The organism is Kribbella sp. CA-293567, from assembly GCF_027627575.1.
Lineage (GTDB): Bacteria > Actinomycetota > Actinomycetes > Propionibacteriales > Kribbellaceae > Kribbella.
In genome coordinates, this window is record NZ_CP114065.1 from 62,552 (window position 1) to 83,794 (window position 21,243).

At 69.1% G+C, this 21,243-nt stretch carries 23 protein-coding genes and 1 tRNA gene; 13 read left to right on the forward strand and 11 right to left on the reverse strand.

The window, feature by feature from the left end; translation table 11 throughout:
* Positions 1 to 53 precede the first annotated feature (53 nt).
* A tRNA-Ser gene (locus OX958_RS00310) sits at positions 54 to 142 on the reverse strand.
* Between the two features lie 356 nt (positions 143 to 498).
* On the opposite strand from OX958_RS00310, the gene OX958_RS35305 reads away from it, so the two are divergent.
* The 4 genes from OX958_RS35305 (at position 499) to OX958_RS00325 (ending at position 3,187) form a co-directional block, all read left to right on the forward strand.
* Positions 499 to 690 (forward strand): hypothetical protein, encoded by a 192-nt coding sequence (locus OX958_RS35305; RefSeq protein WP_442913302.1) that lies wholly within the window; start codon positions 499 to 501, stop codon positions 688 to 690.
* A gap of 21 nt (positions 691 to 711) precedes the next feature.
* Entirely contained in the window at positions 712 to 876 is a 165-nt protein-coding gene (locus OX958_RS00315) for a hypothetical protein (RefSeq protein ID WP_270134842.1), read from the forward strand.
* Positions 877 to 1,079: 203 nt separating this feature from the next.
* On the forward strand, positions 1,080 to 2,309 hold the full coding sequence (locus tag OX958_RS00320; protein ID WP_270134843.1) for an MFS transporter: 1,230 nt from the start codon (positions 1,080 to 1,082) through the stop codon (positions 2,307 to 2,309).
* A 275-nt stretch (positions 2,310 to 2,584) separates the two neighbouring features.
* Positions 2,585 to 3,187, forward strand: a complete 603-nt coding sequence (locus OX958_RS00325; RefSeq protein WP_270134844.1) for a gamma carbonic anhydrase family protein — start codon at positions 2,585 to 2,587, stop codon at positions 3,185 to 3,187.
* A 786-nt stretch (positions 3,188 to 3,973) separates the two neighbouring features.
* Here OX958_RS00325 and OX958_RS35250 read toward each other — a convergent pair.
* From OX958_RS35250 to OX958_RS00350, 5 genes are all read right to left on the reverse strand, one after another.
* Complete coding sequence (locus OX958_RS35250; RefSeq protein WP_333486474.1) at positions 3,974 to 5,161, reverse strand: sucrase ferredoxin; 1,188 nt, start codon at positions 5,159 to 5,161, stop codon at positions 3,974 to 3,976.
* 9 nt (positions 5,162 to 5,170) lie between these two features.
* Positions 5,171 to 6,406 (reverse strand): cupin domain-containing protein, encoded by a 1,236-nt coding sequence (locus tag OX958_RS00335; RefSeq protein ID WP_270134846.1) that lies wholly within the window; start codon positions 6,404 to 6,406, stop codon positions 5,171 to 5,173.
* Positions 6,406 to 6,942, reverse strand: a complete 537-nt coding sequence (locus OX958_RS00340) for a BatC protein (protein ID WP_270134847.1) — start codon at positions 6,940 to 6,942, stop codon at positions 6,406 to 6,408. Before OX958_RS00340 ends, OX958_RS00335 begins: the two co-directional genes overlap by 1 nt.
* Before the next feature lie 119 nt (positions 6,943 to 7,061).
* Positions 7,062 to 8,099 carry an Rv2231c family pyridoxal phosphate-dependent protein CobC gene (gene cobC / locus OX958_RS00345; protein WP_270134848.1) on the reverse strand — a complete coding sequence of 346 codons (1,038 nt, stop codon included), beginning with the start codon at positions 8,097 to 8,099 and terminating at the stop codon, positions 7,062 to 7,064.
* A 51-nt stretch (positions 8,100 to 8,150) separates the two neighbouring features.
* Positions 8,151 to 8,942 (reverse strand): carbon-nitrogen hydrolase family protein, encoded by a 792-nt coding sequence (locus OX958_RS00350; RefSeq protein WP_270134849.1) that lies wholly within the window; start codon positions 8,940 to 8,942, stop codon positions 8,151 to 8,153.
* Positions 8,943 to 9,018: 76 nt separating this feature from the next.
* Here OX958_RS00350 and mobA point away from each other — a divergent pair, with 76 nt between their 5' ends.
* Together mobA and OX958_RS00360 are read left to right on the forward strand one after the other, a co-directional pair.
* Positions 9,019 to 9,558 carry a molybdenum cofactor guanylyltransferase gene (gene mobA, locus OX958_RS00355; RefSeq protein ID WP_270134851.1) on the forward strand — a complete coding sequence of 180 codons (540 nt, stop codon included), beginning with the start codon at positions 9,019 to 9,021 and terminating at the stop codon, positions 9,556 to 9,558.
* A gap of 64 nt (positions 9,559 to 9,622) precedes the next feature.
* Positions 9,623 to 10,600: an NAD(P)H-quinone oxidoreductase gene (locus OX958_RS00360; protein WP_270134853.1), complete on the forward strand. Its 978-nt coding sequence runs from the start codon at positions 9,623 to 9,625 to the stop codon at positions 10,598 to 10,600.
* Positions 10,601 to 10,604: 4 nt separating this feature from the next.
* Here OX958_RS00360 and OX958_RS00365 read toward each other — a convergent pair whose 3' ends face one another.
* Positions 10,605 to 11,024: a VOC family protein gene (locus OX958_RS00365; protein ID WP_270134854.1), complete on the reverse strand. Its 420-nt coding sequence runs from the start codon at positions 11,022 to 11,024 to the stop codon at positions 10,605 to 10,607.
* A 73-nt stretch (positions 11,025 to 11,097) separates the two neighbouring features.
* Here OX958_RS00365 and OX958_RS00370 point away from each other — a divergent pair, with 73 nt between their 5' ends.
* Genes OX958_RS00370 through OX958_RS00385 form a run of 4 tightly spaced genes read left to right on the forward strand, consistent with a single transcriptional unit; the run spans position 11,098 to position 15,679 of the window.
* Entirely contained in the window at positions 11,098 to 11,688 is a 591-nt protein-coding gene (locus tag OX958_RS00370) for a TetR/AcrR family transcriptional regulator (RefSeq protein WP_270134855.1), read from the forward strand.
* A 33-nt stretch (positions 11,689 to 11,721) separates the two neighbouring features.
* Entirely contained in the window at positions 11,722 to 12,327 is a 606-nt protein-coding gene (locus OX958_RS00375) for a PadR family transcriptional regulator (protein WP_270134856.1), read from the forward strand.
* A complete protein-coding gene (locus tag OX958_RS00380) occupies positions 12,324 to 13,043 on the forward strand; it encodes an ABC transporter ATP-binding protein (protein WP_270134858.1) in 720 nt (239 codons plus the stop codon). The genes OX958_RS00375 and OX958_RS00380 overlap by 4 nt, the downstream gene beginning before the upstream one ends.
* Entirely contained in the window at positions 13,043 to 15,679 is a 2,637-nt protein-coding gene (locus OX958_RS00385) for an ABC transporter permease (RefSeq protein ID WP_270134860.1), read from the forward strand. Before OX958_RS00380 ends, OX958_RS00385 begins: the two co-directional genes overlap by 1 nt.
* A gap of 39 nt (positions 15,680 to 15,718) precedes the next feature.
* Here the strand turns inward: OX958_RS00385 and OX958_RS00390 are convergent, their stop codons facing one another.
* Positions 15,719 to 15,892, reverse strand: coding sequence for a hypothetical protein (locus OX958_RS00390; RefSeq protein ID WP_270134861.1), 174 nt, complete (start codon positions 15,890 to 15,892; stop codon positions 15,719 to 15,721).
* Between the two features lie 25 nt (positions 15,893 to 15,917).
* On the opposite strand from OX958_RS00390, the gene OX958_RS00395 reads away from it, so the two are divergent.
* Both OX958_RS00395 and OX958_RS00400 read left to right on the forward strand, forming a co-directional pair.
* Positions 15,918 to 16,448 (forward strand): CGNR zinc finger domain-containing protein, encoded by a 531-nt coding sequence (locus OX958_RS00395; protein ID WP_270134863.1) that lies wholly within the window; start codon positions 15,918 to 15,920, stop codon positions 16,446 to 16,448.
* Between the two features lie 33 nt (positions 16,449 to 16,481).
* Positions 16,482 to 17,099: a bacterial proteasome activator family protein gene (locus OX958_RS00400; RefSeq protein WP_333486475.1), complete on the forward strand. Its 618-nt coding sequence runs from the start codon at positions 16,482 to 16,484 to the stop codon at positions 17,097 to 17,099.
* A gap of 4 nt (positions 17,100 to 17,103) precedes the next feature.
* Here OX958_RS00400 and OX958_RS00405 read toward each other — a convergent pair whose 3' ends face one another.
* Complete coding sequence (locus OX958_RS00405) at positions 17,104 to 17,955, reverse strand: HAD family hydrolase (protein ID WP_270134865.1); 852 nt, start codon at positions 17,953 to 17,955, stop codon at positions 17,104 to 17,106.
* A 484-nt stretch (positions 17,956 to 18,439) separates the two neighbouring features.
* On the opposite strand from OX958_RS00405, the gene OX958_RS00410 reads away from it, so the two are divergent.
* Complete coding sequence (locus OX958_RS00410; RefSeq protein ID WP_270134867.1) at positions 18,440 to 18,994, forward strand: WhiB family transcriptional regulator; 555 nt, start codon at positions 18,440 to 18,442, stop codon at positions 18,992 to 18,994.
* Positions 18,995 to 19,112: 118 nt separating this feature from the next.
* Here the strand turns inward: OX958_RS00410 and OX958_RS00415 are convergent, their stop codons facing one another.
* Together OX958_RS00415 and serS are read right to left on the reverse strand one after the other, a co-directional pair.
* Complete coding sequence (locus OX958_RS00415) at positions 19,113 to 19,904, reverse strand: HAD family hydrolase (RefSeq protein WP_270134869.1); 792 nt, start codon at positions 19,902 to 19,904, stop codon at positions 19,113 to 19,115.
* Complete coding sequence (serS, locus tag OX958_RS00420) at positions 19,901 to 21,175, reverse strand: serine--tRNA ligase (protein WP_270134870.1); 1,275 nt, start codon at positions 21,173 to 21,175, stop codon at positions 19,901 to 19,903. The genes OX958_RS00415 and serS overlap by 4 nt, the downstream gene beginning before the upstream one ends.
* Positions 21,176 to 21,243 lie beyond the last annotated feature (68 nt).

Sequence of the window (21,243 nt, forward strand, 5' to 3'; positions counted from 1 at the left end):
GAACCCACGAATCGCAGGTTCAGCTGTCGCCGATGACTCGAGACATCACAGAGCGGAGGGTGTGGGATTCGAACCCACGATGACGGTCACCCGCCATACCGGTTTTCAAGACCAGCGCACTCGGCCACTATGCGAACCCTCCAGGCGGCCGCCCGGAGGTGGTCGCCGAGGATCGAGGATAGCGCTCCCGGGGCGGGGCTGGTGGAGCGGGGAGCGGCGTACGGCGTACTGGGTGGGCGGAAGGGCGCGACGCGGACGGCGCGGGTGAGTAAGGTTTGTGGGCTGATGGGCGGGCGTGCCGCCTGTCCTGCATCGGAGGCGGGAGGTGGAAGTGATGTCTCAGGGATCAGAGGACATGACTTTTGCCGTCCGGTCAGCTCGTTGATCAGTTGTTGCTGACCACGGGTGACTGACCGGTCAGGCCGGTCCGCTGAATTGGGACAGGGCTTCCGCAAGATCTGGCCCGCCGCGGCCGTCTCCAATCTCGGGGACGGCATGATGCTTGCCGCGGGCCCACTCTTGATTGCCTCTCTCACCGATGAACCACTGGCTGTCGGCGCCGCCGTCTTTGTGCAGCAGTTGCCATGGTTGCTCTTCGCATTGCTCAGCGGCGCTTTGGTCGACCGGCTTGATCGCCGTGCCGTGATAGTTGCCTCAGGCATCTTTCGTGCAGTTGTCCGGGAGCGCTAGGGCTTGCCGTACTGCCTGGTCATGAACCTGACCTTCATGGCCGGGTTCGCGACCTGGGTGCTGTTCGCGAAGCAGCAGCTCGGGCTGAGCGATACGCAGTACAGGCTGTTGATCTCGGTGAGCGCGATCGGAGCGATCGCGGGAATGCCCGTGTACCACTTCTCGAACCGCGAGTCGGCAGCCTGAAGCTGCTTCGGGCCGGTCTGATGGTGGAGACGACCATCCATCTCGTCCTGGCCGTCACTCGGAGCCCGGCGGTGGTGACCGCGATCGCGTGGCGGCCGTTGCGGCACATCGGCGTACGAGGGCGGTAATTGGCTGGAGTCTCCCGATCGGCGATTGTTAGTCTTGCCGGTCGGGAGCTTCCATACTGCGGTCGGGGAAATCAGATGCCAACAGCTACATCCCTCGGCCTGCCGAACATCCGCGGTCGCGCGCCTCTGCTCGCCGGTCTGGCCATCGACTCCTTCGGCGGCGGCTGCGCCGGACCGCTGATGCTGTTGTTCTTCGTTCGCGTCGCGGACATCCCGCTCGGTACCGCGGGGCTGCTGCTGACCGTCGCGACCATGTTCTCCATCGCGGCACCGGCCGCCGTGGGAATGGTGATCGACCGGGTCGGGCCGCGCAACCTGGTGATCGGCGCACAGTTCGCGCAGGGCCTGGCCTTCGCCGGGTTCTTCGTCGGCCGGTCGCTGTGGCTGCTGTTCCTCTGCGCGCTGGTTTCGACCACCGGGCAGCGGGTGTTCTGGTCGGCGATCTTCACCCTGCTGTCGGATGTCGCGGACCCGGGCGACCGGGATCGCTGGTTCGGGCTCGGCGGGATGATGCAGGCAGCCGGGTTCGGGTTCGGGGCGCTGGCGGCCGGAGTACTGCTGAGCTTCGACGGGGATCGGCCGTTCCTGATCGGGATCGCGGCCAACGCGGTGTCGTTCTTCGTCGCTGGAGTGCTGCTGCTCCGGATCCGGGCCGATCACGTTGCTCCGGCTGCGGCTGCCGCTCAGGACAGTGGGCCGGCTCCGCTGCTGCGGAAGGACAAGGCGTTCCTGGTACTGATCGCGGCGAACACCGTCCTGGCGCTGTGCACCATGATGATCGGGGTGGGGCTGCCGGTCTATGTGACCGAAGCGCTGCCGGAGGCACCCAAGTGGATCGTGGGCGTGCTGCTGGCGGCAATCTCCGTCGTACTGGCGACTGGGCAGACGTTGGTGGTGCGGCATACCGAGAAGCGGCGGCGTACGCAAGTGCTGGTGGTGGCGGCTGCGCTGTGGGCCGTGTGGGGTGTGCTGATGGCCGGGCTGTTGCACGTGCCTGCCTGGTTGGTGGTGCCTGGGCTGGTCCTGGCGGCTGCGGTGTTCGCGGCGGCCGACGTGTTGCATGCGGCTACGGGCAATGCACTTGCGGCTGCTGTGGCGCCCGACAACGGGCGCGGGAAGTACCTGTCGTACTGGCAGTACTCGTTCACGATTGCGAGCGTGCTGGTGCCGGGGTTCTTCGCTCAGCTCTTCGAGGTGCGGCAGGAGCTGCCTTGGGTGACGCTGTCCGCGCTGGCTCTGGTTGCCGGGATGGCGATCGTAGTGCTCGAGCGGGTGCTGCCTGACGCGGCCGTTCGGCGTACCTGAGCGGGCCTCGAAGTGGCGGTCGACACGACTGCGGTTGACGGGTCAGGCTTTCTTGCGATCTTCGAACAGGTGTTCTAATGTCCTTCTCGTAGCTCGCGGGTTCACTCCCACCCCAAACCTTCGCCTCTGCGGCTGGGCCTCCCACCTCGATGTGGACAGCCGCTGCCGGCGATGGCCGCCCGGGCAGTGAGGGCCCGGGCTGTGGAGTGCCCGCCTGTTACCCAGTACAACTGCCAGAGGAAGTTCGAGGTGATGCACGACGAGAGGATCCGCCGATGTTGCTGGAACACCGTGGCCGCCGACCGGTCGTCCCCTCGTCCGCGTACGTGGCGCCATCAGCCGTGCTGTGTGGAGCCGTCGTGCTCGGCGAAGGAAGCCGGGTGCTGCACGGCGCAGTACTGACGGCCGAGGACGGTGAGGTCCACCTCGGAGAGAACAGCGTGGTGATGGAGAACGCCTTGGTCCGCGGCCGGGCAGACCATCCCGCGATGATCGGCTCAGCGGTGATGATCGGACCACATGCCCACGTGAACGGCGCCACGGTCGAAGCAGAGGTCTTCATCGCCACGGGCGCCTCGTTGTTCCCAGGTTCACACGCCGGCAGCCGTGCCGAGCTCCGCATCAATAGCGTCCTCCAGGTCAACTCCCGCCTGCTGCCCGGCACCGTCCTGCCGATCGGCTGGGTCGCGGTCGGCGACCCGGCTCAGCTCTTCTCCCCCGATCGCCATGAAGATTTGTGGAAGATCCAGCAGACCCTCGACTTTCCCGGCACCGTGTACGGCGTCGGCCGCGATGCGACGATGCGCGAGATCATGGTTGGTCAGTCGGAGTACTACGGTGCGCACCGGGGTGACCGGGAGTTGCCGGCTGGCGGGTAGCTGTCGGTGTGGGTGCCGGCGGAGGCTATATACGCGAAGTCGCTCGCGTTGACAGTTGGTTGGTATTTGCGGGCAGTTGAGCCGATCAGTTGGCGTCCGCGGTAGTTCGCGTGGTGCGGTTGCGCGCGCGTTGGTGATCTCCGCAGTACGGCCGTGCATGCGTTGCTGGGTCCGCGATGCGGCCGGTGCCCGCGCGAGATGGTGCGCGGGTGCAGATGCATTGGTGCTCGGCAGTACAGCTGCACGTGCGTGGTGCTCCGCAGTACAGCTTGCGCATGCGTGACGCTCCGCAGCACGGCTGTGCGCGCGTTGCTGGGTCCGCAATGCGGGTGGTACGTGCGCCGGTTGGTGCGTGGCTGCGGATGCGTTGGTGCTCGGCGGTACAGCTGCACAGGCGTGGCGCTCCGCGGCACGGCTGGCTGTGCATGCGTTGCTGGGTACGCATTGCGGGTGGTACGTGCGCCGGTTGGCGCGCGGATGCGGATGCGTTGGTGCTCGGTAGTACACAGCCGCGCATACGTGTGGCGCTCCGCAGTACGGCTGCGCAGGCGTGGTGCTGCGCAGCTCGGCTGTGCATGCATTGCTGGGTCTAAACGCGGCTGGTACGTGCGCAGGTGATTGGCGTAGTACGGCTGCCGCGTGCGGGTTCTTCGCGTGGTACGGCTGGCGGGTGCTGGTCGTGAGCGCAGTACGGCTGACGCTTGCGTTGAGAGTACGCGCGGTGCGGCTGGCGTCTGTGTTGGCAGGGCGGGCGGATCGTGTGGTGGCGTCTGCGGCTTGCCGGAGTTACTGCGTTGCGGGGAAGGCTTCCAGTGAAGTGAGGGTGTAAGTCATCAGGTGGCCTGGGGGTGTGGAGGCGCAGGTCAGAGCAGCCTGGACTGTGGTGGGGGCGGCGGTGACGGTTACTGCGTAGGTGTGGGTGGGGGTGGTCAGGTGGATCTGCCACGTGGTGGGGGTGGGTCTGGTGATTTGGGTTGGGTGGGGGGCGGTGAGGGTCAGGGGGGCTCCGGCTGCGCGGGCGAAGTGTTGGGCTGCTTGGACCGGTGGTGGGTGGGCGCCTGAGCCTCGGAGGTGGTCGGGTACTACGAAGCCTTCGTTGTAGCGGGTGGCGAGTGGGACCGCTTCTGCCGTGGGGACGTGGCCGTAGAAGAGGCTGTGGGGGAGGAAGACGAGGTTGGCGGCGAAGCGGTCGCCGCCGATGTGGCTGCATTCCCAGGTGTTGTCGGGGAAGGCGGCGGAGAGTGCGGCTGCGGCGGGGCGTCCTCGCATGGCGCAGCAGGTGTCGTGGCGGCCGTGGGTGCAGACCAGATAGATCGGGTCGGTGCTGGGGGTGCCGGGGTCGGTGCCGGCCAGGACATTCAGGAGGTGGTCGTCGGTGGGGAGGATGCCCCAGCGGATGGATTCCTGGCCAGGGCGGGAGTCGACCAGAGCCCAGCGGCGCGGAGCCGGATCAGTCCGGTCCAGACCTGAGCGCCCCGGGCCGGTGGGGTCCGCGCCGGCCGAATCAGAGGTCGCCGAGTTCGGCACCCCGGACCCCGAGACTGCCGACTCCGAGACCCCGGAGCCCGGGACCGCCGAGTTCCGGACCCCAGACCCCGGAACTGCCGAGCCCGAGACCCCGGAGCCCGGCACTGCCGAGTTCCGGACCCCAGACCCCGGAACTGCTGAATCCGGAATCCCGGAGCCCAGAACTGCCGAGTTCGAGACTCCGGAGTTCGAGACCGCTCGATCCTGGCGGGCGGCTGGCTTCTGCCGCCCGTGGCGCCTAATCAGTACCGGGCGGATACCCTCCGCCACGCACAGTTGGGAGATCTTGGCCGCGTCCGTCTCCAGTGCGTTGAGCGCTTGGCGCGGCCAGGCGGAGCGGTTTTCGATCAGCAGCCAGCGCGACGCGGGTGGGGCGGTCGCGAAGAGCTGGTCCTGGCGCTGCTCGGCGGCGGGGGCGCATCTCAGCGGTGGTGTCTCAGAATCCACAGGGTCAGGTTATGCGGTGGTCAGAACTGCTTCGGTGAGGAGACGGCGGACCAGGACCAACTGGTCGGGTTCGTCCAGGGCCGGGAGGTCGCCGACCGCTACCGCTCCGCCGGAGCAGAGACGCTCGACCGCCGGATAAGTTGCCTTGGGCAAAGAAATGGTGCGGTCGGTGAGTTGGAGGCGGACCGGGTCGCCGTCGGCCAGGTGGAAGCGCAGGCCGGGGCGCAGGCGGACCGTCGTACCGGCAGCGAGGTCGGCGATCGCGGCGGCGTGGGCCAGCGGGGGGATGGGGGCTGGGCGGTTCCCGGACCAGGTACGGCGTCGCAGTCGCGGCGCGAGGTCGTCGGGGGTGGTCTGCTCGATCCGCTTGATCAGGAGCGAGGCCACGTCGTCCAGGACGGTGGCCAGTTGAGCAGGGTCGCCGGGGTCGAAGCCGAGCGGCAGGGCCGTGCGAAGCGACGATTCGTCGGCTGCCAGGGCGGCCAGTTCCTGGACGAGCAGGTAGCGCGTCAGGGTGTGCATGCCGACAGTCAGGTGAGCACTGACGCCGCCGAGCGCCTTGGCCGAGTGGAGGAAGCCGCGCGGGACGTAGAGCGCGTCACCGGGGCGCAGTACCTCGTCGATCACCGGCGCGCGGTCGCGGGCTGCGGCCGCTACTGCCTTGGAGTGGTCGGTCCACGGCTGGCTGCGCAGCGGATCCGCGTGCACTGGCTCGTGCACCGTCCAGTGCTTCTCACCGGCCACCTGCAGCACGAAGACGTCATGGACGTCGTAGTGCGCGGAGAAGCCCTGCGATTCCGCCGGAGTGATGTAGGCGTTGATCTGCACGGGGTGCCCGGCATCCGTCGACAGTTGGGTCGCGAAGTCGACCAGCGCGGGCCAGGTGCGATGGAGAGCCTGCAGAACGATGGTGTGGCCGCTCGCGAAGAGCGCGGCCACCTTGTCGTCGCGGACCTGGTCGCCGATCTCCGCGCCGACCCCGCCCGGTCCGGTGAACTGGTTGTCGCTGACGACGGTTCCGTTTTTGGCGACGCGCAGGAACGGCGTGCGGAGGCCGCGACGGGACAAGAGCTCGTCGGCGGCCTCCAAGCTGAACAGATCTCGGTAGTCGCCGCCATGCGAGAGCAAGGCGCGGGCACCCCAGTAGGAGCGACCGAACTCGTCGAGGTCCAGCTCACCGGTAATACAGCGCCGGAGAGCTGGGCGCCCTTCCGGCGGCAACCCGCTCTCCGGCATCGGCATCATCAGTTCCCGGTACCGCCGTCGGCGCCGCCGTCGGTCGCGTTCGGGTCGGCCCCACCATCAGCAGGGCCTTCACCCGCTCCGCCGTCCGCGCCGCCGTCGCTGACACCAGCTGAGGCGCCGCCATCGGCAGGTCCTTCGGAGTCGCCGCCGGACGAGCCGAAGCCACCTGCTCCGCCGTCAGCACCGCCATCCGTACCGCCGCCGACAGCTCCACCGTCAGCGGGACCTTCACCGCCGGCTCCGCCGTCAGCACCGCCATCGGTTCCGCCGCCTACGGCTCCACCGTCAGCGGGACCTTCACTGCCGGCGCCACTGTCAGCTCCGCCGTCTGCACCGCCGTCGGTGCCACCGATCGTCGCGCCACCGTCGGCAAGGCCTTCGCCGTTACCGAAACCGGAGTCGCCCGAACCACCGGAGATGTTGCCGCCGGCACCGCCGTCAGCACCGCCATCGGTCGTACCACTCGATGCTCCGCCGTCGGCCGGCCCCTCGCTGTCGGCCGACGAGGTCGTCATGTCGTCGTCGTTCAAGCCCATGATGGTGCTCCTTTCGCACTGCCCGAAGTGTCTTGCCGATCACCCAGTGCGCAAAGTAGACCTGATTCAAACGTGCACCCGCGTCACAACGGACAATCGGTTCGGCGGCGATCGCCAGCTCAGCCGAGCAGGTCCTGCCAGACCTTCAGGAACCCGTCCGTGATCGTCTCGGGACGCACAGCGATCCGCAGCCAGTCCGGGCCCAGGCCAGGGAACGTATCTCCCCGCCGTACGGCGAACCCGCGCTCGCGCAACCGCTCCCGCAGTACCGCCGCACCCTCGACTCGCACCAGCACGAAAGGCCCGCGAGCCACCCCGTACGTCGAAACGCCGGCCGTCCCCGTGAGTCCTGCCAGCAAATGCGCACGTTGCCGATCCAGCTCGACCGCCGCCTGCCCGGCCTCGCCCAGCGCCCGCTCGTTGCTGCAGGCAATCGCGGCCGCCAGGGCGGGGGTGGACACCGGCCAGTGCGGCTGGACCGAGGCGAGTTGCTCGATCAGCCCGGGCGCCGCCACGAGGTAGCCGACCCGCAGCCCGGCCAGCCCCCAGGTCTTGGTGAGGCTGCGCACCACCACGAGCCCCGGGATCGAGGCTCCGAGCAGCGACTCCGGTTCACCGGGCACGGCGTCCATGAAGGCTTCGTCGACGACCAGGATCCGATCCGGACGGGCGAGCTCCCGCAGGTCGTCGGCGCGGTGCAGGACCGAGGTCGGGTTGGTCGGGTTGCCGATCACCACCAGATCCGCATCCGCCGGAACCGATCGGGGATCGAGGACAAAACCGTTCTCCGGGCTCAGCACGACCCGGTCGACCAGGTGGCCGGCTGATCGGAGCGCTGCCTCGGGCTCGGTGAACTGCGGGTGGACGACCACCGGGTGCCGCGGCCGGAAGGCCCGGGCGATCAACACGAAGGCTTCGGCCGCGCCCGCGGTGAGCAGGAGCTGCGACGGATCACGGTGGTGCCGGTTCGCGACGGCGGCCAGCGCGGCGTCCTGGCGCGGGTAGGCGGCCAGGTCGGTCAGGCTCGCGCCGATCTCCTCGACCAGCCACGCGGGCGGCGTACCGGCGCGGACGTTGACGGCGAGATCGACCAGGCCGTGGCCCACCTCGAGGTCGCCGTGGTGGTCCAGGTCGAAGCCGTCCGCCCGTTGGGTCACAGGCAGGAGGCTAGTCCCAAAGTCCTGACCAGGGGGCGGATCTCGGCAAACCTAGCGAGAAGTCACCGTGAAGCGGCGGTTCCGCAGAGAAGGATTGCGGTGCCGGGTCTCGGCCAGCCGGTCCGTCGAGATCTCGGCCGAGACGAACCCGTCCGCTTCACCGGCAGCGGCGATCGCGATGCCCTGCGGATCGATGATCTGGCTCAGACCGCAGTACTTCTTGCCGTTCTGTGCGGCCGCGGCGACGTAGCAGGTGTTCTCGATCGCGCGTGCTGTCAGCAACGTGGTCCAGTGGTGCTCCTTGAGCGGCCCACGCACCCAAGCAGCCGGTACGACGAACACCTCCGCCCCCGCGTCGACCAGCGCCCGGGACAACTCGGGGAACCGCAGGTCGTAACACGTCATCAGCCCGAGCTTGCGGCCCGCGATCTCGACGACGACCGGCGCGACGTCGCCCGGGGTCAGCTGATTGGACTCGCGGTAGCCGAACGCGTCGTACAGGTGGATCTTGCGGTAGGCACCGAGCAGATCGCCGTCCGGACCGACGGCGAGCAGCGTGTTGTACGGCCGGGCCTCGTCGCAGCTCCGCTCGAACATGCCCGCCACGATCGCGACACCGTGCTCGGCCGCGGCCTTGCGCAGCGTGCCGACGAACTCCCCGTCGAGTGCCTCGGCCAGCTCGCCGACCGAGCCGCCGTCGATCGCGAAGTCGGCCATCATCGCCTCGGGCAGCACGACCAGATCGGTCCCCCCGACGGCGGCGCCGGCCACCAGGCGCGTCACCAACTCGCGGTTGGCGGCCTTGTCGGCCGAACTGGCGGTCTGCACCACGGCGATCTTCACCCTTCCATGGTGCCCCATCCCGGCCGACTTGATCCGGACCCGCCGTGCGGTGCGAAGCAAGGGGCAGACTGAGGGAGTGGAATTCGACGCGGTGGTACTGGCCGGGGGTGGGTCCACCCGGTTCGGCGGGGTGGACAAGGCGCTGCTGGTGCTGGACGGGACCTCGCTGCTGGATCGGGTGCTGAAGGCAACGATTCTGGCCCGTTCGACGGTCGTCGTCGGTCCCGAGCGCGCGGTCTGCCGCGAGGTGGGGTGGACGCGGGAGGAGCCTGCCGGCGGTGGGCCGGTGGCCGGAATCGCGGCCGGGCTCGCCGTTGGACAGGCGCCGGTCGTGGTGCTGCTGTCCTGCGACCTGCCGTGGATCACCGCTCAGGAGGTCGGCGGGCTGGTCGAGAGCATCGGCGAGCTGGACGGGTTCGGGCTGCTCGATACGGGCGGCCGGGAGCAGTGGCTGGCGGCGGCGTACCGGCGTACTGCGTTGGTGGCGGCACTGGAGCGCGTGGGGGACCCACAGAACCAGTCGGTACGGCGGTTGTTCCGCGGGCTGGAACTCGGCTGGTCGGCGCCGAGCCGGGCCGGCGACGACGTCGACTCCTGGGCGGACCTGGACGATTGACCCGTGGTACGCCGACCTGGCGGACGTCAGGCGACCACCGGACGAACGCAGTACCGTTACTGCCATGCGAGCTGTGGTGTGTGAGGGAACTGGTGGCGTCGAGGTTCTGACGATCGGTGAGATCGAGGATCCCACCCCGGCGGTGGACGAGGTCGTCATCGACGTGATCGCCGCGGGAGTGAACCGCGCCGACCTGCTCCAGCGGCAGGGCCACTACCCACCGCCGCCCGGCGCTCCGGGAACGATCGGGCTCGAGGTCTCGGGCACGATCGCCGCCGTCGGAGCCGAGGTCGAGGACTGGGCGGTCGGCGACGAGTGCTGCGCCCTGCTCGCCGGCGGCGGGTACGCCGAGAAGGTGGTCGTGCCGGCGCCGCAGGTGATGCCGGTGCCGGAGGGCGTCGACCTGATCAGCGCGGCCGCCCTGCCGGAGGTGGTCGCCACGGTCTGGTCGAACGTGTTCATGACCGCGCACCTGAAGGACGGCGAGACGCTGCTCGTCCACGGTGGCTCGTCCGGGATCGGCACGATGGCGATCCAGCTCGCGGTCGCGCACGGTGCCCGCGTGCTCTGCACCGTCGGCAGCAAGGACAAGATGGACTTCTGCACCCGGCTCGGCGCGGACGTCGCGATCAACTACAAGGAAGCCGAGTGGGCCTCGGTGGTGAACGAGGCGACCGGCAAGGTTGGCGCCGACGTGATCCTCGACATCATGGGCGCGAAGTACCTGGCGGACAACGTCAAGACCCTCGCGTACGACGGCCGGCTGGTGGTGATCGGCATGCAGGGCGGCACCAAGGGCGAGCTGGACCTCGGCCGGCTGATGTCACGCCGCGGCTCGATCACCGGTACGGGGCTGCGGGTCCGGTCGGTGGCGGAGAAGGGCGAGATCATCGCCGAGGTGGTCGGCCACGTGTGGCCGCTGGTGGCCGCGAAGAAGGTGCGGCCGATCGTGCACCGCACCTACCCGCTGGAGGCGGTCGCGCAGGCGCACGAGGCGCTCGCGGAGTCCAACCACATCGGCAAGATCCTGCTGACCACCTGACGGCCTACTCGGCCGTGGGGAAGTTGGCGGCCAGCCAGGCCGGATCCGGGGCGACCAGCTGGATGACGTCGATCCAGGTGCCTTCGGGGTCGCGGACGAAGAAGTGCCGCTGGCCCCAGACCTCGGTGACCACCTCGGTCTCCAGTGGAACTCCGCCGTCGACGAGCGCGGCGGCGACCTGATCGGCGTCCTCGACGACGAAACCGAAGACGTTCGAGCTCTCCGGAAGCGCCGAGACGGCGGCCGGCACCGACTCGTGACCGCGCTCGGTGATGGCCAGTTCCCAGTCCGCGTCACCGCGGCGCAGACAGACGAACCAGCCGATGTCGAGCGTGATCTTCAGGTCGAAGTGCCGCTGGTAGAACGCGGCGACCTCGGCGGGGCGTGTCGTGACGACGGTGGCACCGAAAGAAGCGGGTTGCATAGATCTCCTTGAGTACTACATCTGTTGTGGTTAAGTACGACAGTTGTAGTGCACCTCTGGTAATCTTGTCAACGTGCCGAGAAACCCGGAACGCCGTACTCAGCTCGCCGACGCAGGCCTCGCCGTACTGGCCGAATCGGGCGCCCGCGGCCTCACCCACCGCGCGGTCGACGCCGCCGCCGGACTGCCGGCCGGTACTGCGTCGAACTACTTCCGCAGCCGCGACGCCCTGCTCGGCGCTCTCGGCGAGCGGATCTTCGAGCGACTGACCCCGGACGAGGCCGTACTGGCCCCACTGGCCGAGCGCGCACCATCGGTCGACCTGGTCGTCGACTACGTGCGCTACATCGTCGAGCGGCTGCTCGGCCGGCCAGAGCTCTCACTCGCCCTGCTCGAGCTGCGCCTGGAAGCGACTCGACGACCAGAGCTGAACGAGATCCTGTCGCGCACCCTGCAACAGGGCTTCGACACCGACGTGTCGTTCCATGTTCAGGCCGGCCTGCCCGGCGGCGCCGAGGAAGTGCGGCTGCTGCACTTCGCGATCGACGGCTTGGTTCTCGACCAGCTGACCCCCGGCGTCGGCCGCCGGTACGACGTGGAAACCGTCACCGCCCGGCTGGTCCGGCGACTGCTGCACCAGGACGGGACCGATCGAGCTCGTTGACCGGAGCATACTGAGTATGCATACTCAGTATCTATGTCGATCAAACACGGTCTGCTGGCGTTGCTCCGGACGGAGCCGAAGTACGGGTACCAACTGCGCGGCGAGTTCGAGGCGGCCACCAACTCGACCTGGCCGCTGAACATCGGGCAGGTCTACACCACCCTGACCCGGCTCGAACGCGACGGTCTGGTGCAGGCGGGACCGGCCGGCAAGGACGACGACGGGCGAGCGCTGTACGAGATCACCGCGGCCGGCCGCGACGAGCTGACCAAGTGGTTCGAGACCCCGGTGACCCGGGAGTCGCGGCCGCGGGACGAGCTGGCGATCAAGCTCGCGCTGGCGCTCGCCGTACCGGGGATCGACGTCTCGGCGGTGCTGCAGCGGCAGCGCGCCTCGACGATGCGGGCCATGCAGGAACTGACGCGACTCAAGCGCGGCAGCCGCGACGGTGAGATCTCCTGGCTGCTGGTGCTCGAGTCGATGATCTTCGGCGCCGAGGCGGAGATCCGCTGGCTGGACCACTGCGAGGCGATGCTCTCCCGCCACCGAAGGTCCACCCAGGCCGGTACGCCGGCCGCGCAGGCATCGGCAGCTCAGCTCGAGGACCAGGCAGACCTAGAGGCGGAGGCCCACCGATGAACGCGATCCTCGACATCCGCAACCTCTCCCGCGTGCACGGCACCGGCGAACAGGCCGTGCACGCCCTCCGTGGCGTCGAGCTGTCGGTGGCCGCCGGCGAACTGGTCGCGGTGATGGGCCCGTCGGGTTCGGGCAAGTCCACCCTGCTGACCTGCGCCGGCGGTCTCGACCGGCCGACCAGCGGCGAGATCCTGATCGACGGCAACGACCTGGCCACGCTCGGCGCCAAGGCGGTCGCCGCGCTGCGCCGGCGCCGGATCGGCTACGTCTTCCAGGACTTCAACCTGATCCCGGCCCTGACCGCGGCCGAGAACGTGATGCTGCCGCTCGAGCTGGACGGCACCCGGGCCCGGACCGCCCGCAAGTACGCCGAAGCCGCGCTGACGGAGGTGGCCATCCCCGAGCTGGCCGACCGATTTCCCGACGAGATGTCCGGCGGTCAGCGGCAGCGCGTCGCGATCGCCCGCGCGATCGTCGGCGAGCGCCGGATCCTGCTCGCCGACGAGCCGACCGGAGCCCTCGACTCGGAGACCGGCGAAGCCGTCCTCCAACTCCTGCGCGACCGCTGCGACCAGCACGGGATCGCCGGGGTCCTGGTCACCCACGACGCCCGGCACGCCGCCTGGGCCGACCGCGTCGTCTACCTGCGTGATGGCGTCCTGGTAGGTCAGTCGGGTCCGCTGCCCGAGGCCGACGTGCTGCTGGAAACCCACTGATGGCCGGCTGGCGGCCACCGCTGCGGATCGCCCGGCGAACCGCCCGGCGTTCCCTGGGGAGGACTCTGCTCGTCGCCGCGCTGATCGGCGTACCGGTCTTCGCGGCGTCCTGGATCGGGCTGATGAACGCGGCCGACAATCCCACCGGCGAGACGCTGGCCCGCGAGACGATCGGTACGGCGGATGCGCAGCTCACCGTGTCGGCGTACGGGAAACTCAATCCCTGGCCGGAACGCCCCGGCCCGTCGTCCGGCTCACCGGGCCCACTGGCGGGCACCGAACAGCGGGAGCGGGACACCGGCAAGGTCGATCCGCTGCAGCTCCTGCCGGCCGGCAGTACGGCGGCCCGCAGGTTGACCGAGGTGGGCAAGGCGGACCTTCGCGGCCCGCATGCCGATACCTCCGTCCGGCTGTTCACCGGTGACGGTCGCAGCCCGCTGGCGTCGGGCACCTTCAAGCTCGACAGCGGGCAGATGCCCGGCAGGCCGGCCGAGGTCGCGATCTCCCCCGCGCTCGCGAAGTACCTGGACCTGCTCGACGGCGACAAGTTGCGGGCCGGCGCGGCGGTGACCACCGCGGACGATCAGCGGTACGCCGTCGTCGGGCTGGCGCGCAGCCTCAGCGGGCCCGGTGAACGAGCACTTTTCGCCACTCCGGACAGTGCACTGGTGGCCCCCGATTCGAGCACTTCCCTGGTCTACCTGGCCGATCTGCCGGCCGGCACCGATGCGGACGCGCTGAGCGACCAGCTGCTCGCCAACGGCCTGGAGTTGTTGCCCCGAGCAAATATCATCGACCCGCCGCCGACTGCCCTCGGTCCTACCACCGACGCGGGCGCGACCGCCGTGATGGCGCTGGTGATCGGCTTCGGCGTACTCGAGATCGTGCTGCTGGCCGGCACCGCGTTCGCGGTCGGCGCGCGGCGGCAGACCCGTGAGCTCGGCCTGGTCACCGCGGCCGGTGGCACGCCTCGCGACATCCGCCGCATCGTCCTTGCCCAGGGCGCTTTCGCGGGGGCGACCGGCGCGGGCGGCGGGCTGCTCCTCGCGCTCGTGGCCACCATCGCCGGCCGGCCGTTGTGGGAACGGATGTTCTCGACGCTGATCTCCAGCATCGAGATTCCGTGGCTCCAACTGCTGCCGATCGCGCTGCTGGGACTGCTGGCCGGGCTGGCCGCGGCGGTGGTACCGGCCGTCAGCGCGGGCCGGATGGCGCCGATGGCAGCCCTGAGCGGCCGGTTCACGACGGCGGGCGGGGAGGTCAAGCTGCGCAAGCCGGCGCTCGTTTTGGTCGGCGCCGGTGTGGTCAGCACTGTTCTCGGCAGCATCTGGATGTCCGGCGAACTCGAAGCGGCTCGCCAGCGAGTGGCCGAGCAGGTCGAGTCGTACCGCGCCACGGTGACGCCGACCGGGCCGATCGCCCTGGTCCTGTTCGGGATCACCGCCGCGCTCATCGGACTGGTGTGGCTACTGCCGAACCTGGTCGCCAAGCTGGCCGGCCTGGCCCGGGTCCTGCCGTTGAGCGGACGGCTCGCGTTGCGCGACGCGGCTCGCCACCGGCACCGTACGGGTCCCGCCGCGGCGGCGATCATGATGTCCGTCGGAGCGACGGCGGCGATCGCCTTCGCGGTCTCCAACTCGGTCGCGGCCGAGTCCGCCGACTACGTTCCGGACAGCATCCACGGCGACGTCGTACTGGAGTTCGGTGGGGTTCCCTATTCGCCTGCCACCGTCGAGAAGACGGGCTTTCTGCTGCCGACCAAGGCGACCTACGAGCTGGGGCAGGTGGCCCGGGTGGGCCAGAAGACCTTCCCCGGTGGATACACGCCGTCGCTGACGGTGTTCACGCCCATCTCGCAGGGGCAGTCGGGGTACTCCTTGATGGCCGTCGATCCGGCGTACGTCGCGCGGTTCCCCGGCTACGGACCGAAGGCCGCTGCCGCGTTGCGGGCCGGCAAGGTGGTCGTGCCGTCCACGGCCGCGATCTCCGGCGGCTCGGTCAAGCTGACCACCGACGACGACCTGGAAGGGAAGTCGACGACGCCCCACCCCGCGGCGCTGGTCCCGTCGGCGCCGACGACCGGGCGGTTGTCGATCTCGGCCCTGATCAGCACGGAGGCCGCGAAGAAACTCGGCACCGTCACCACCTTCCGGGCTGTCTACGAGCTGAAGCGGGCACCCACCGAGGGCGAACTCGCGGCGGTCGCCACGCTGCTCGGACACGACGACTCCGTGAAGGTCGAGAAGGGATATCAGAGCCCTGCCCGGCTGGCGTTCCTCGTGCTGATGGGGGTGGCATCGCTTGTCACGCTGCTCGGAGTCGCGATCTCGGTCTCGCTGTCTGCGGCGGAGGGGCGCGCAGACCTCGCGACCTTGGCCGCTATCGGCGCTCCCCCACGGCGCCGGCGAAGCCTCGCGGCCGCTCAGGCCTGGGTGCTCGGCCAGCTGGGTTGCCTGCTCGGCGCGGGAATCGGGGCGCTCTACGGCTATACCGCGCACGCTGCCTTCGGCTCACCACAGTTCGAGATCCCCTGGCGGGAGCTTGCGGGCATCGTGATCGTGGTGCCGTTGTTCGCCGGGCTGCTGGCCTGGTTGCTGACCAGGTCCCGGCTGCCGATGGTCAGCCGGGTCGACTAGAACCCCCAGTACGCCGTACGCCGTTGCAGCTTGTTGCCTTTAGCACCTACTCGGCGATCGCGCCAGGTCGGGATGGGCGATCGGGTGCAGCGGCGTACTCGTGACGCGCCACTGACCGCAGCCGCACTGCTGGTAGGTGAGCAGTCCTTCGCTGACGGGATGCGCCGAGGCGACCCGCCAGCTGTGCCGGTGTGCTTCTTCCGTGGTGGTCATGAGTCCATCGTGCTGTAATGGCATTGTGCATCTCAACCCTTACGGCGCCGACGCGGTCCTGCTGGCCGTGAACCTGGCCACCAATCCCGCCACCAGCGCGATCGAGCTGGCCGAACGCTGCGAGGAGAGCGGGGTCGAGAGCCGGCTCGTGCGGAACAGACACGTGACGGCGGCGGATCTGGCCGCGGTGCGGGTTGCTCTGGAAGAGTGGCTCGAGGTCGTGGACGCGCCCGACGAGCAGAGCCGGGTGCGGCTGATGAACGCCATGCTGGCGAAGTACACGGAGCATCCTCGGCTCACCAACCACGCCGGCGACGGCTGGCACATGCACTACCGCCCTGACGACGTACCGGTCGGACGCCTGGTCGCGACGCTGATCAGCACCGGTACGGCGCTGCACCTCGCGGGACGAGGCATCTCCCGGCTCGGTCGCTGCGCGGCGAACGGCTGCGACAACGTGTACGCCGATCTGTCCAGGGGCGGGCGCCAGCGCTACTGCAGCCCTGCGTGCGCGAATCGTGACGCAGTGCGAAGGCACCGCTCCAAGACCTCCTGAGCCCCTGTTTCTCTACGGATCTAGGATGGGTCAATGAGCGAGAGCAGCGGCGAGAACCAGGAAGTCCAGATGACCGGCGCGCAGACCGAGGACGGCAAGATCCTGATCGTCGGCCCGGACGGTATGGCCGTCGAGGGGCCGCCGCGCGACCGGAGCGACGAGCGGGACAACGAACCGCGCTCGGTGACCGAGCTGGTCGAGCAGCCGGCCAAGGTGATGCGGGTCGCGAACATGATCCGCCAACTGCTCGACGAGGTGAAGGCCGCGCCGCTCGACGAAGCGTCCCGCCAGCAACTGCGCGCCATCCACGAGGCTTCGATCAAGGAGCTGGAGAGCGGGCTGGCACCGGAGCTGGTGGAGGAGCTGGAGCGGCTGAGCCTCGACTTCACCGAGGACAGCACGCCGACCGAGGCGGAGCTGCGGATCGCGCAGGCGCAGCTGGTGGGCTGGCTCGAGGGTCTGTTCCACGGCATCCAGACCGCCTTGTTCGCCCAGCAGATGGCCGCACGCCAGCAGCTGGAGCAAATGCGTCGCGCGCTGCCCGGCGGCCAGCAGCAGATGCCGCAGTCACCCGAGGACGGCTCACCGTTCCCCGGCCCGCCGCAGCCGGGCACCACGGACGGCCCGGGCAGCGGCGGGATGTACCTGTAGGACCTCAGTCGAGGCCGAAGAGTTCTTCGAGGACGGTGGCGACACCGTCCTCGTCGTTCGTCGGGCAGACGACATCGGCCATCGCCAGTACGTCGGGATGCGCGTTGCCCATCCCGTACGACGTTCCGGCCCAGGCGAGCATCGGCAGATCGTTCAGCGAGTCGCCGAACGCGATCGACTCGGCCGCCGTGATTCCCAGCTCCGCCGCGAACTCGGCCAGCATCGCCGCCTTCGAGACTCCGCTCGCCGAGATCTCCACCAGGCTGTGACCGCCACTGTGGCTGGCCGTCACCCGTGTGCCGACCACCGCGCCGACCCGCGCCAGCAGCTCGTCCGAATGCCACTCGGGATGGCGGACCAGCAGTTTCGCGGCCGGCTCGGACAGCAGCTCCTCGACCTCGGCGACCAACGTGTCGTCCGGCGTCGGCCACCGATTGAGATACCTCGGTTCCTGTCCGTAACGGTCGGCGCGCTCGATCGCGAACTCGACCTCCGGTACGGCGGCCCGGATCGCGAGCGCGATCTCCAGACCGATCGCCGGATCGATCAACGCGGTCCGGATCGCCTTGCGCTGAACGACGTCGTACAGAATGGCGCCGTTGGCAACGATCGCTACGCCGTGCGCGCCGACCAGGTCGGCCAGCTCGTGCAGCCAGCGCGGCGGCCGGGCGGTCACCATGACGAACTGGGCGCCGGCTTCCTGGATCGCCAGCACGGCGGCCCTGGTCCGCGGCGAGATCGAACGATCACTGTGTACTAAGGTTCCGTCAAGATCGGTTGCGACCAGACGAGGTGGGCGAACTACTTCGGGGATCGGCACCCGACCACCGTATCTTTCTGCGACTCTGTCGCCCATACCCCTCCGAGGGGCTCGCGCGCAAGCGTTTGGACACCGTTTTCCCTGCAATCTGATTGACCATTGAACAACGTCACCAGACCGTTACGGCAGGAAGCTGCAATTGCAGCCAGTTCCTATGCCCAGCAGGGTTTCCGCGTGATTTCATGCGGTGGCCAGTGGGGAACCAGGGCCGATTCTGCCGCGTCCCACCCCCACGAAACAGCAGCGGCATATCGATGTGGAATTGGGTGCAACCAAATCCACATCCACAACGTCAACAGTTATGGATCGGTGCGTCCCGCGCCGGGACGACCAGGGTGGGTCGGCAACAGATCGGTCCATCAGCTAGTGGGCTCGGAAGTTCGGACGTCATTCATCGTTCGTTCACCCGGGTCCTGGAACTTGGGGAGCCATGATGATCGTCAACAGCGCCAAGATAGCGGGGCAAGGGAGCAACGGCTCTCGTGCGGCTGTCGACACATCTTCCATCGTGGAGGGGGCGATGACGGGCTGCACTGCACGCACGGACATCTTCCAGCACCGGTTGATGGAAGAGCCGCCGCCGGCTTCGGCGACGCGGCGGACCCGGGAACGCTACGACCAGCTGGTCCGTGAGGCCAAGGCCGTCTGCGCGTCCTGCCCGATGTTCACCGACTGCCTGTTCAGCGCCGTCGCCGAGCATGATGTCAGCGGCTTCGTGGCCGGCACCACGGCCGCGCAGCGACGCTCTATGCGCAACCTGCTGGACGTCGAGGTCCAGGCGGACGACTTCGACCAGCTCGCCGGCGCTCGGGGGACGCGCCGGCCGGTCAGCCACGAAGAAGTGCTGCGGCTGCGCACGCAGTACCCGAACGACAGCCTGGAATCGCTGGCCATGCGGCTGGGTTGCTCGCTGTCGACCGTCAAGCGCCATCTGCGCCGGGCCCGTCGCGGCCAGAGCCCGGCCACCAAGGCTCCGCGTCCCCGCCCGGAGGTGAACGCCGTCCTGGACGCGTTCGACGCCGTGGTGGACCGGCCGCGGCAGTCACCTCGTCCTGGCAACACCCGCGTCGCCTGACGCTGATACTCGGCCCGCCAGCGGACTATCGGAGTACGTCGAAGCGAGAAACGCAAAAGCCCGGAACCCCTGCGATTGCAGGAGTTCCGGGCTTTCGGCCGTCTCGATCGGTGAATTCTCAGAAATACCTGTTGAGCACCGCGGCGACACCGTCGTCGGTGACGGACTTGGTCACCTCGTCCGCTTTCGCCTTCACCTCGTCCGGCGCCGCGCCCATCGCGATCCCGAGCCCGGCGTAGACCAGCATCTCGATGTCGTTGCGCCCGTCGCCCAGCGCGAGCAGACCGTCGGCCTCCAGCCCGTACTGCGCCAGCGCCACCTTCAGCCCGGTGCTCTTGTCGACGCCCTCCGGCGCGATGTCGAGCCAGGCGGTCCAGCCGACGAAGTAGCCGACCCCGTGCAGGCCGAGCCGCTCGGCCAGCTGGACGAAGTCGCTCTCGGACTGCTCCGGGTCCCGGATGATCAGCCGGGTCACCGGTTGTGGCGCCAGCTCGGCGTCGGTGACCACCCGGACCGTTGCCGCCGCGCCGAGATCCCCTTCCGGGAAAGGCTCGGTGACCAGATAGCTGCCGTCCTGCTCCTCGACCGCCATCCGTGCGTTCGGCGCGTGTTCGCGGACCGAGGCGATCACCGTGGTCGGGTCGAAGGTGCGCTCGTCCACCACCTCGCCGGACGGGTACTTCAACGTGCGCGCACCGTTGCTGCAGACAACAAAACCGTCCGGCAGTCCGAGCAGTTCGGCGACCGGCCTGGTGGTCTGCCAGGACCTGCCGGTGCACAGGATGATCGGCACCTGAGCGGCGGCGCGGCGAACCGCGTCCACCACGGCGGGCGAGACCCGCTCGTCGTGGTCGATCAGTGTTCCGTCGATGTCGAGGGCAACGGCCGCCGGCCGCCAGCCCTGGGTCATCTGCCCACCGGCTCGAGGATCTCGCGGCCGCCGACGTACGGGCGGAGCGCCGCCGGCACCCGGACCGAACCGTCGGCCAGCTGGTGGGTCTCCAGGATGGCGACCAGCCAGCGGGTGGTGGCCAGCGTGCCGTTCAGCGTCGCGACCGGGCGCGGCCGGCCGTCGGCGTCGCGGTGCCGGATGTTCAGCCGGCGGGCCTGGAAGTCGGTGCAGTTCGACGTCGAGGTGAGTTCGCGGTACGCGCCCTGGGTCGGCACCCAGGCCTCGCAGTCGAACTTCCGGTACGCCGAGGCGCCCAGGTCACCGGTGGCGGTGTCGATCACCCGGTAGGCCAGCTCCATCTTGTCCAGCATCTCCTTCTCCCAGCCGAGCAGCCGCTGGTGCTCCGCGGCGGCGTCCTCCAGGTTGCAGTAGGAGAACATCTCCACCTTGTCGAACTGGTGGACGCGAATGATCCCACGGGTGTCCTTCCCGTAGGACCCGGCCTCGCGGCGGTAGCAGGACGACCAGCCGGCGTACCGGACGGGTCCGGCGGAGACGTCGATGATCTCGTCCATGTGGTAGCCGGCCAGCGGCACCTCCGACGTACCGACCAGGTAGAGCTCGGGCTCCTCCAGCCGGTAGACGTCGTCATGGGCGTTCAGGTAGCCGGTGCCGCCCATCACCTCGGGCTTGACCAGGGTCGGCGTGATCATCGGGGTGAAGCCGTTCTCGACCGCCTGGGCGATGGCCAGCTGGAGCATGCCGAGCTGGAGCAGCGCGCCGACGCCCTTGAGGAAGTAGAACCGGGCGCCGGACACCTTCGCGCCGCGCTCCATGTCGATCGCGCCGAGCAGCTCGCCCAGCTCGAGGTGGTCCCGGGGCTCGAAGCCCTCGGCGGCGAAGTCGCGCGGCTTGCCGATCTCCTCCAGCACGACGAAGTCCTTCTCGCCGCCGACCGGAGCCTGGTCGGAGACCAGGTTCGGCAGCTTGCCGGCCAGTTCGTCGAAGCGCGCCTCGGTCTCGGTGGCGGCGGCCTCGTTGGCCTTCACCTCGGCGGCCAGCGCCTTGGTGCGCTCGAGCAGCGCGGTGCGCTCGTCGCCCTTGGCCTGCGCGACCTGCTTGCCGAGGCCCTTCTGCTCCGCCCGCAGCGACTCGAACGCCGCGATGGACGATCGGCGATCACCGTCGGCCGCCAGCACCTGGTCGACCAGGTCGGTACTCTCGCCGCGCTTGGTCAGGGACGCACGGACGACATCGGGGGTCTCACGGAGCAATTTGGCATCGATCACACCTGCAGGGTATCGGGGCGTGTCAGCGACGGCGAAGTCTATTCGGGATGATGAGCTGGCACCAGCGG

What these genes read in the sequence shown, in the direction of transcription:
- OX958_RS35305 (WP_442913302.1), top strand. Translation starts at nt 499, where the DNA reads ATGCTTGCCGCGGGCCCACTCTTGATTGCCTCTCTCACCGATGAACCA.
- OX958_RS00315 (WP_270134842.1), top strand. Translation starts at nt 712, where the DNA reads ATGAACCTGACCTTCATGGCCGGGTTCGCGACCTGGGTGCTGTTCGCG.
- OX958_RS00320 (WP_270134843.1), top strand. Translation starts at nt 1,080, where the DNA reads ATGCCAACAGCTACATCCCTCGGCCTGCCGAACATCCGCGGTCGCGCG.
- OX958_RS00325 (WP_270134844.1), top strand. Translation starts at nt 2,585, where the DNA reads ATGTTGCTGGAACACCGTGGCCGCCGACCGGTCGTCCCCTCGTCCGCG.
- OX958_RS00335 (WP_270134846.1), bottom strand. Translation starts at nt 6,406, where the DNA reads ATGATGCCGATGCCGGAGAGCGGGTTGCCGCCGGAAGGGCGCCCAGCT.
- OX958_RS00340 (WP_270134847.1), bottom strand. Translation starts at nt 6,942, where the DNA reads ATGGGCTTGAACGACGACGACATGACGACCTCGTCGGCCGACAGCGAG.
- OX958_RS00360 (WP_270134853.1), top strand. Translation starts at nt 9,623, where the DNA reads ATGCGAGCTGTGGTGTGTGAGGGAACTGGTGGCGTCGAGGTTCTGACG.
- OX958_RS00365 (WP_270134854.1), bottom strand. Translation starts at nt 11,024, where the DNA reads ATGCAACCCGCTTCTTTCGGTGCCACCGTCGTCACGACACGCCCCGCC.
- OX958_RS00375 (WP_270134856.1), top strand. Translation starts at nt 11,722, where the DNA reads ATGTCGATCAAACACGGTCTGCTGGCGTTGCTCCGGACGGAGCCGAAG.
- OX958_RS00380 (WP_270134858.1), top strand. Translation starts at nt 12,324, where the DNA reads ATGAACGCGATCCTCGACATCCGCAACCTCTCCCGCGTGCACGGCACC.
- OX958_RS00385 (WP_270134860.1), top strand. Translation starts at nt 13,043, where the DNA reads ATGGCCGGCTGGCGGCCACCGCTGCGGATCGCCCGGCGAACCGCCCGG.
- OX958_RS00390 (WP_270134861.1), bottom strand. Translation starts at nt 15,892, where the DNA reads ATGACCACCACGGAAGAAGCACACCGGCACAGCTGGCGGGTCGCCTCG.
- OX958_RS00400 (WP_333486475.1), top strand. Translation starts at nt 16,482, where the DNA reads ATGAGCGAGAGCAGCGGCGAGAACCAGGAAGTCCAGATGACCGGCGCG.
- OX958_RS00405 (WP_270134865.1), bottom strand. Translation starts at nt 17,955, where the DNA reads ATGGGCGACAGAGTCGCAGAAAGATACGGTGGTCGGGTGCCGATCCCC.
- OX958_RS00410 (WP_270134867.1), top strand. Translation starts at nt 18,440, where the DNA reads ATGACGGGCTGCACTGCACGCACGGACATCTTCCAGCACCGGTTGATG.
- OX958_RS00415 (WP_270134869.1), bottom strand. Translation starts at nt 19,904, where the DNA reads ATGACCCAGGGCTGGCGGCCGGCGGCCGTTGCCCTCGACATCGACGGA.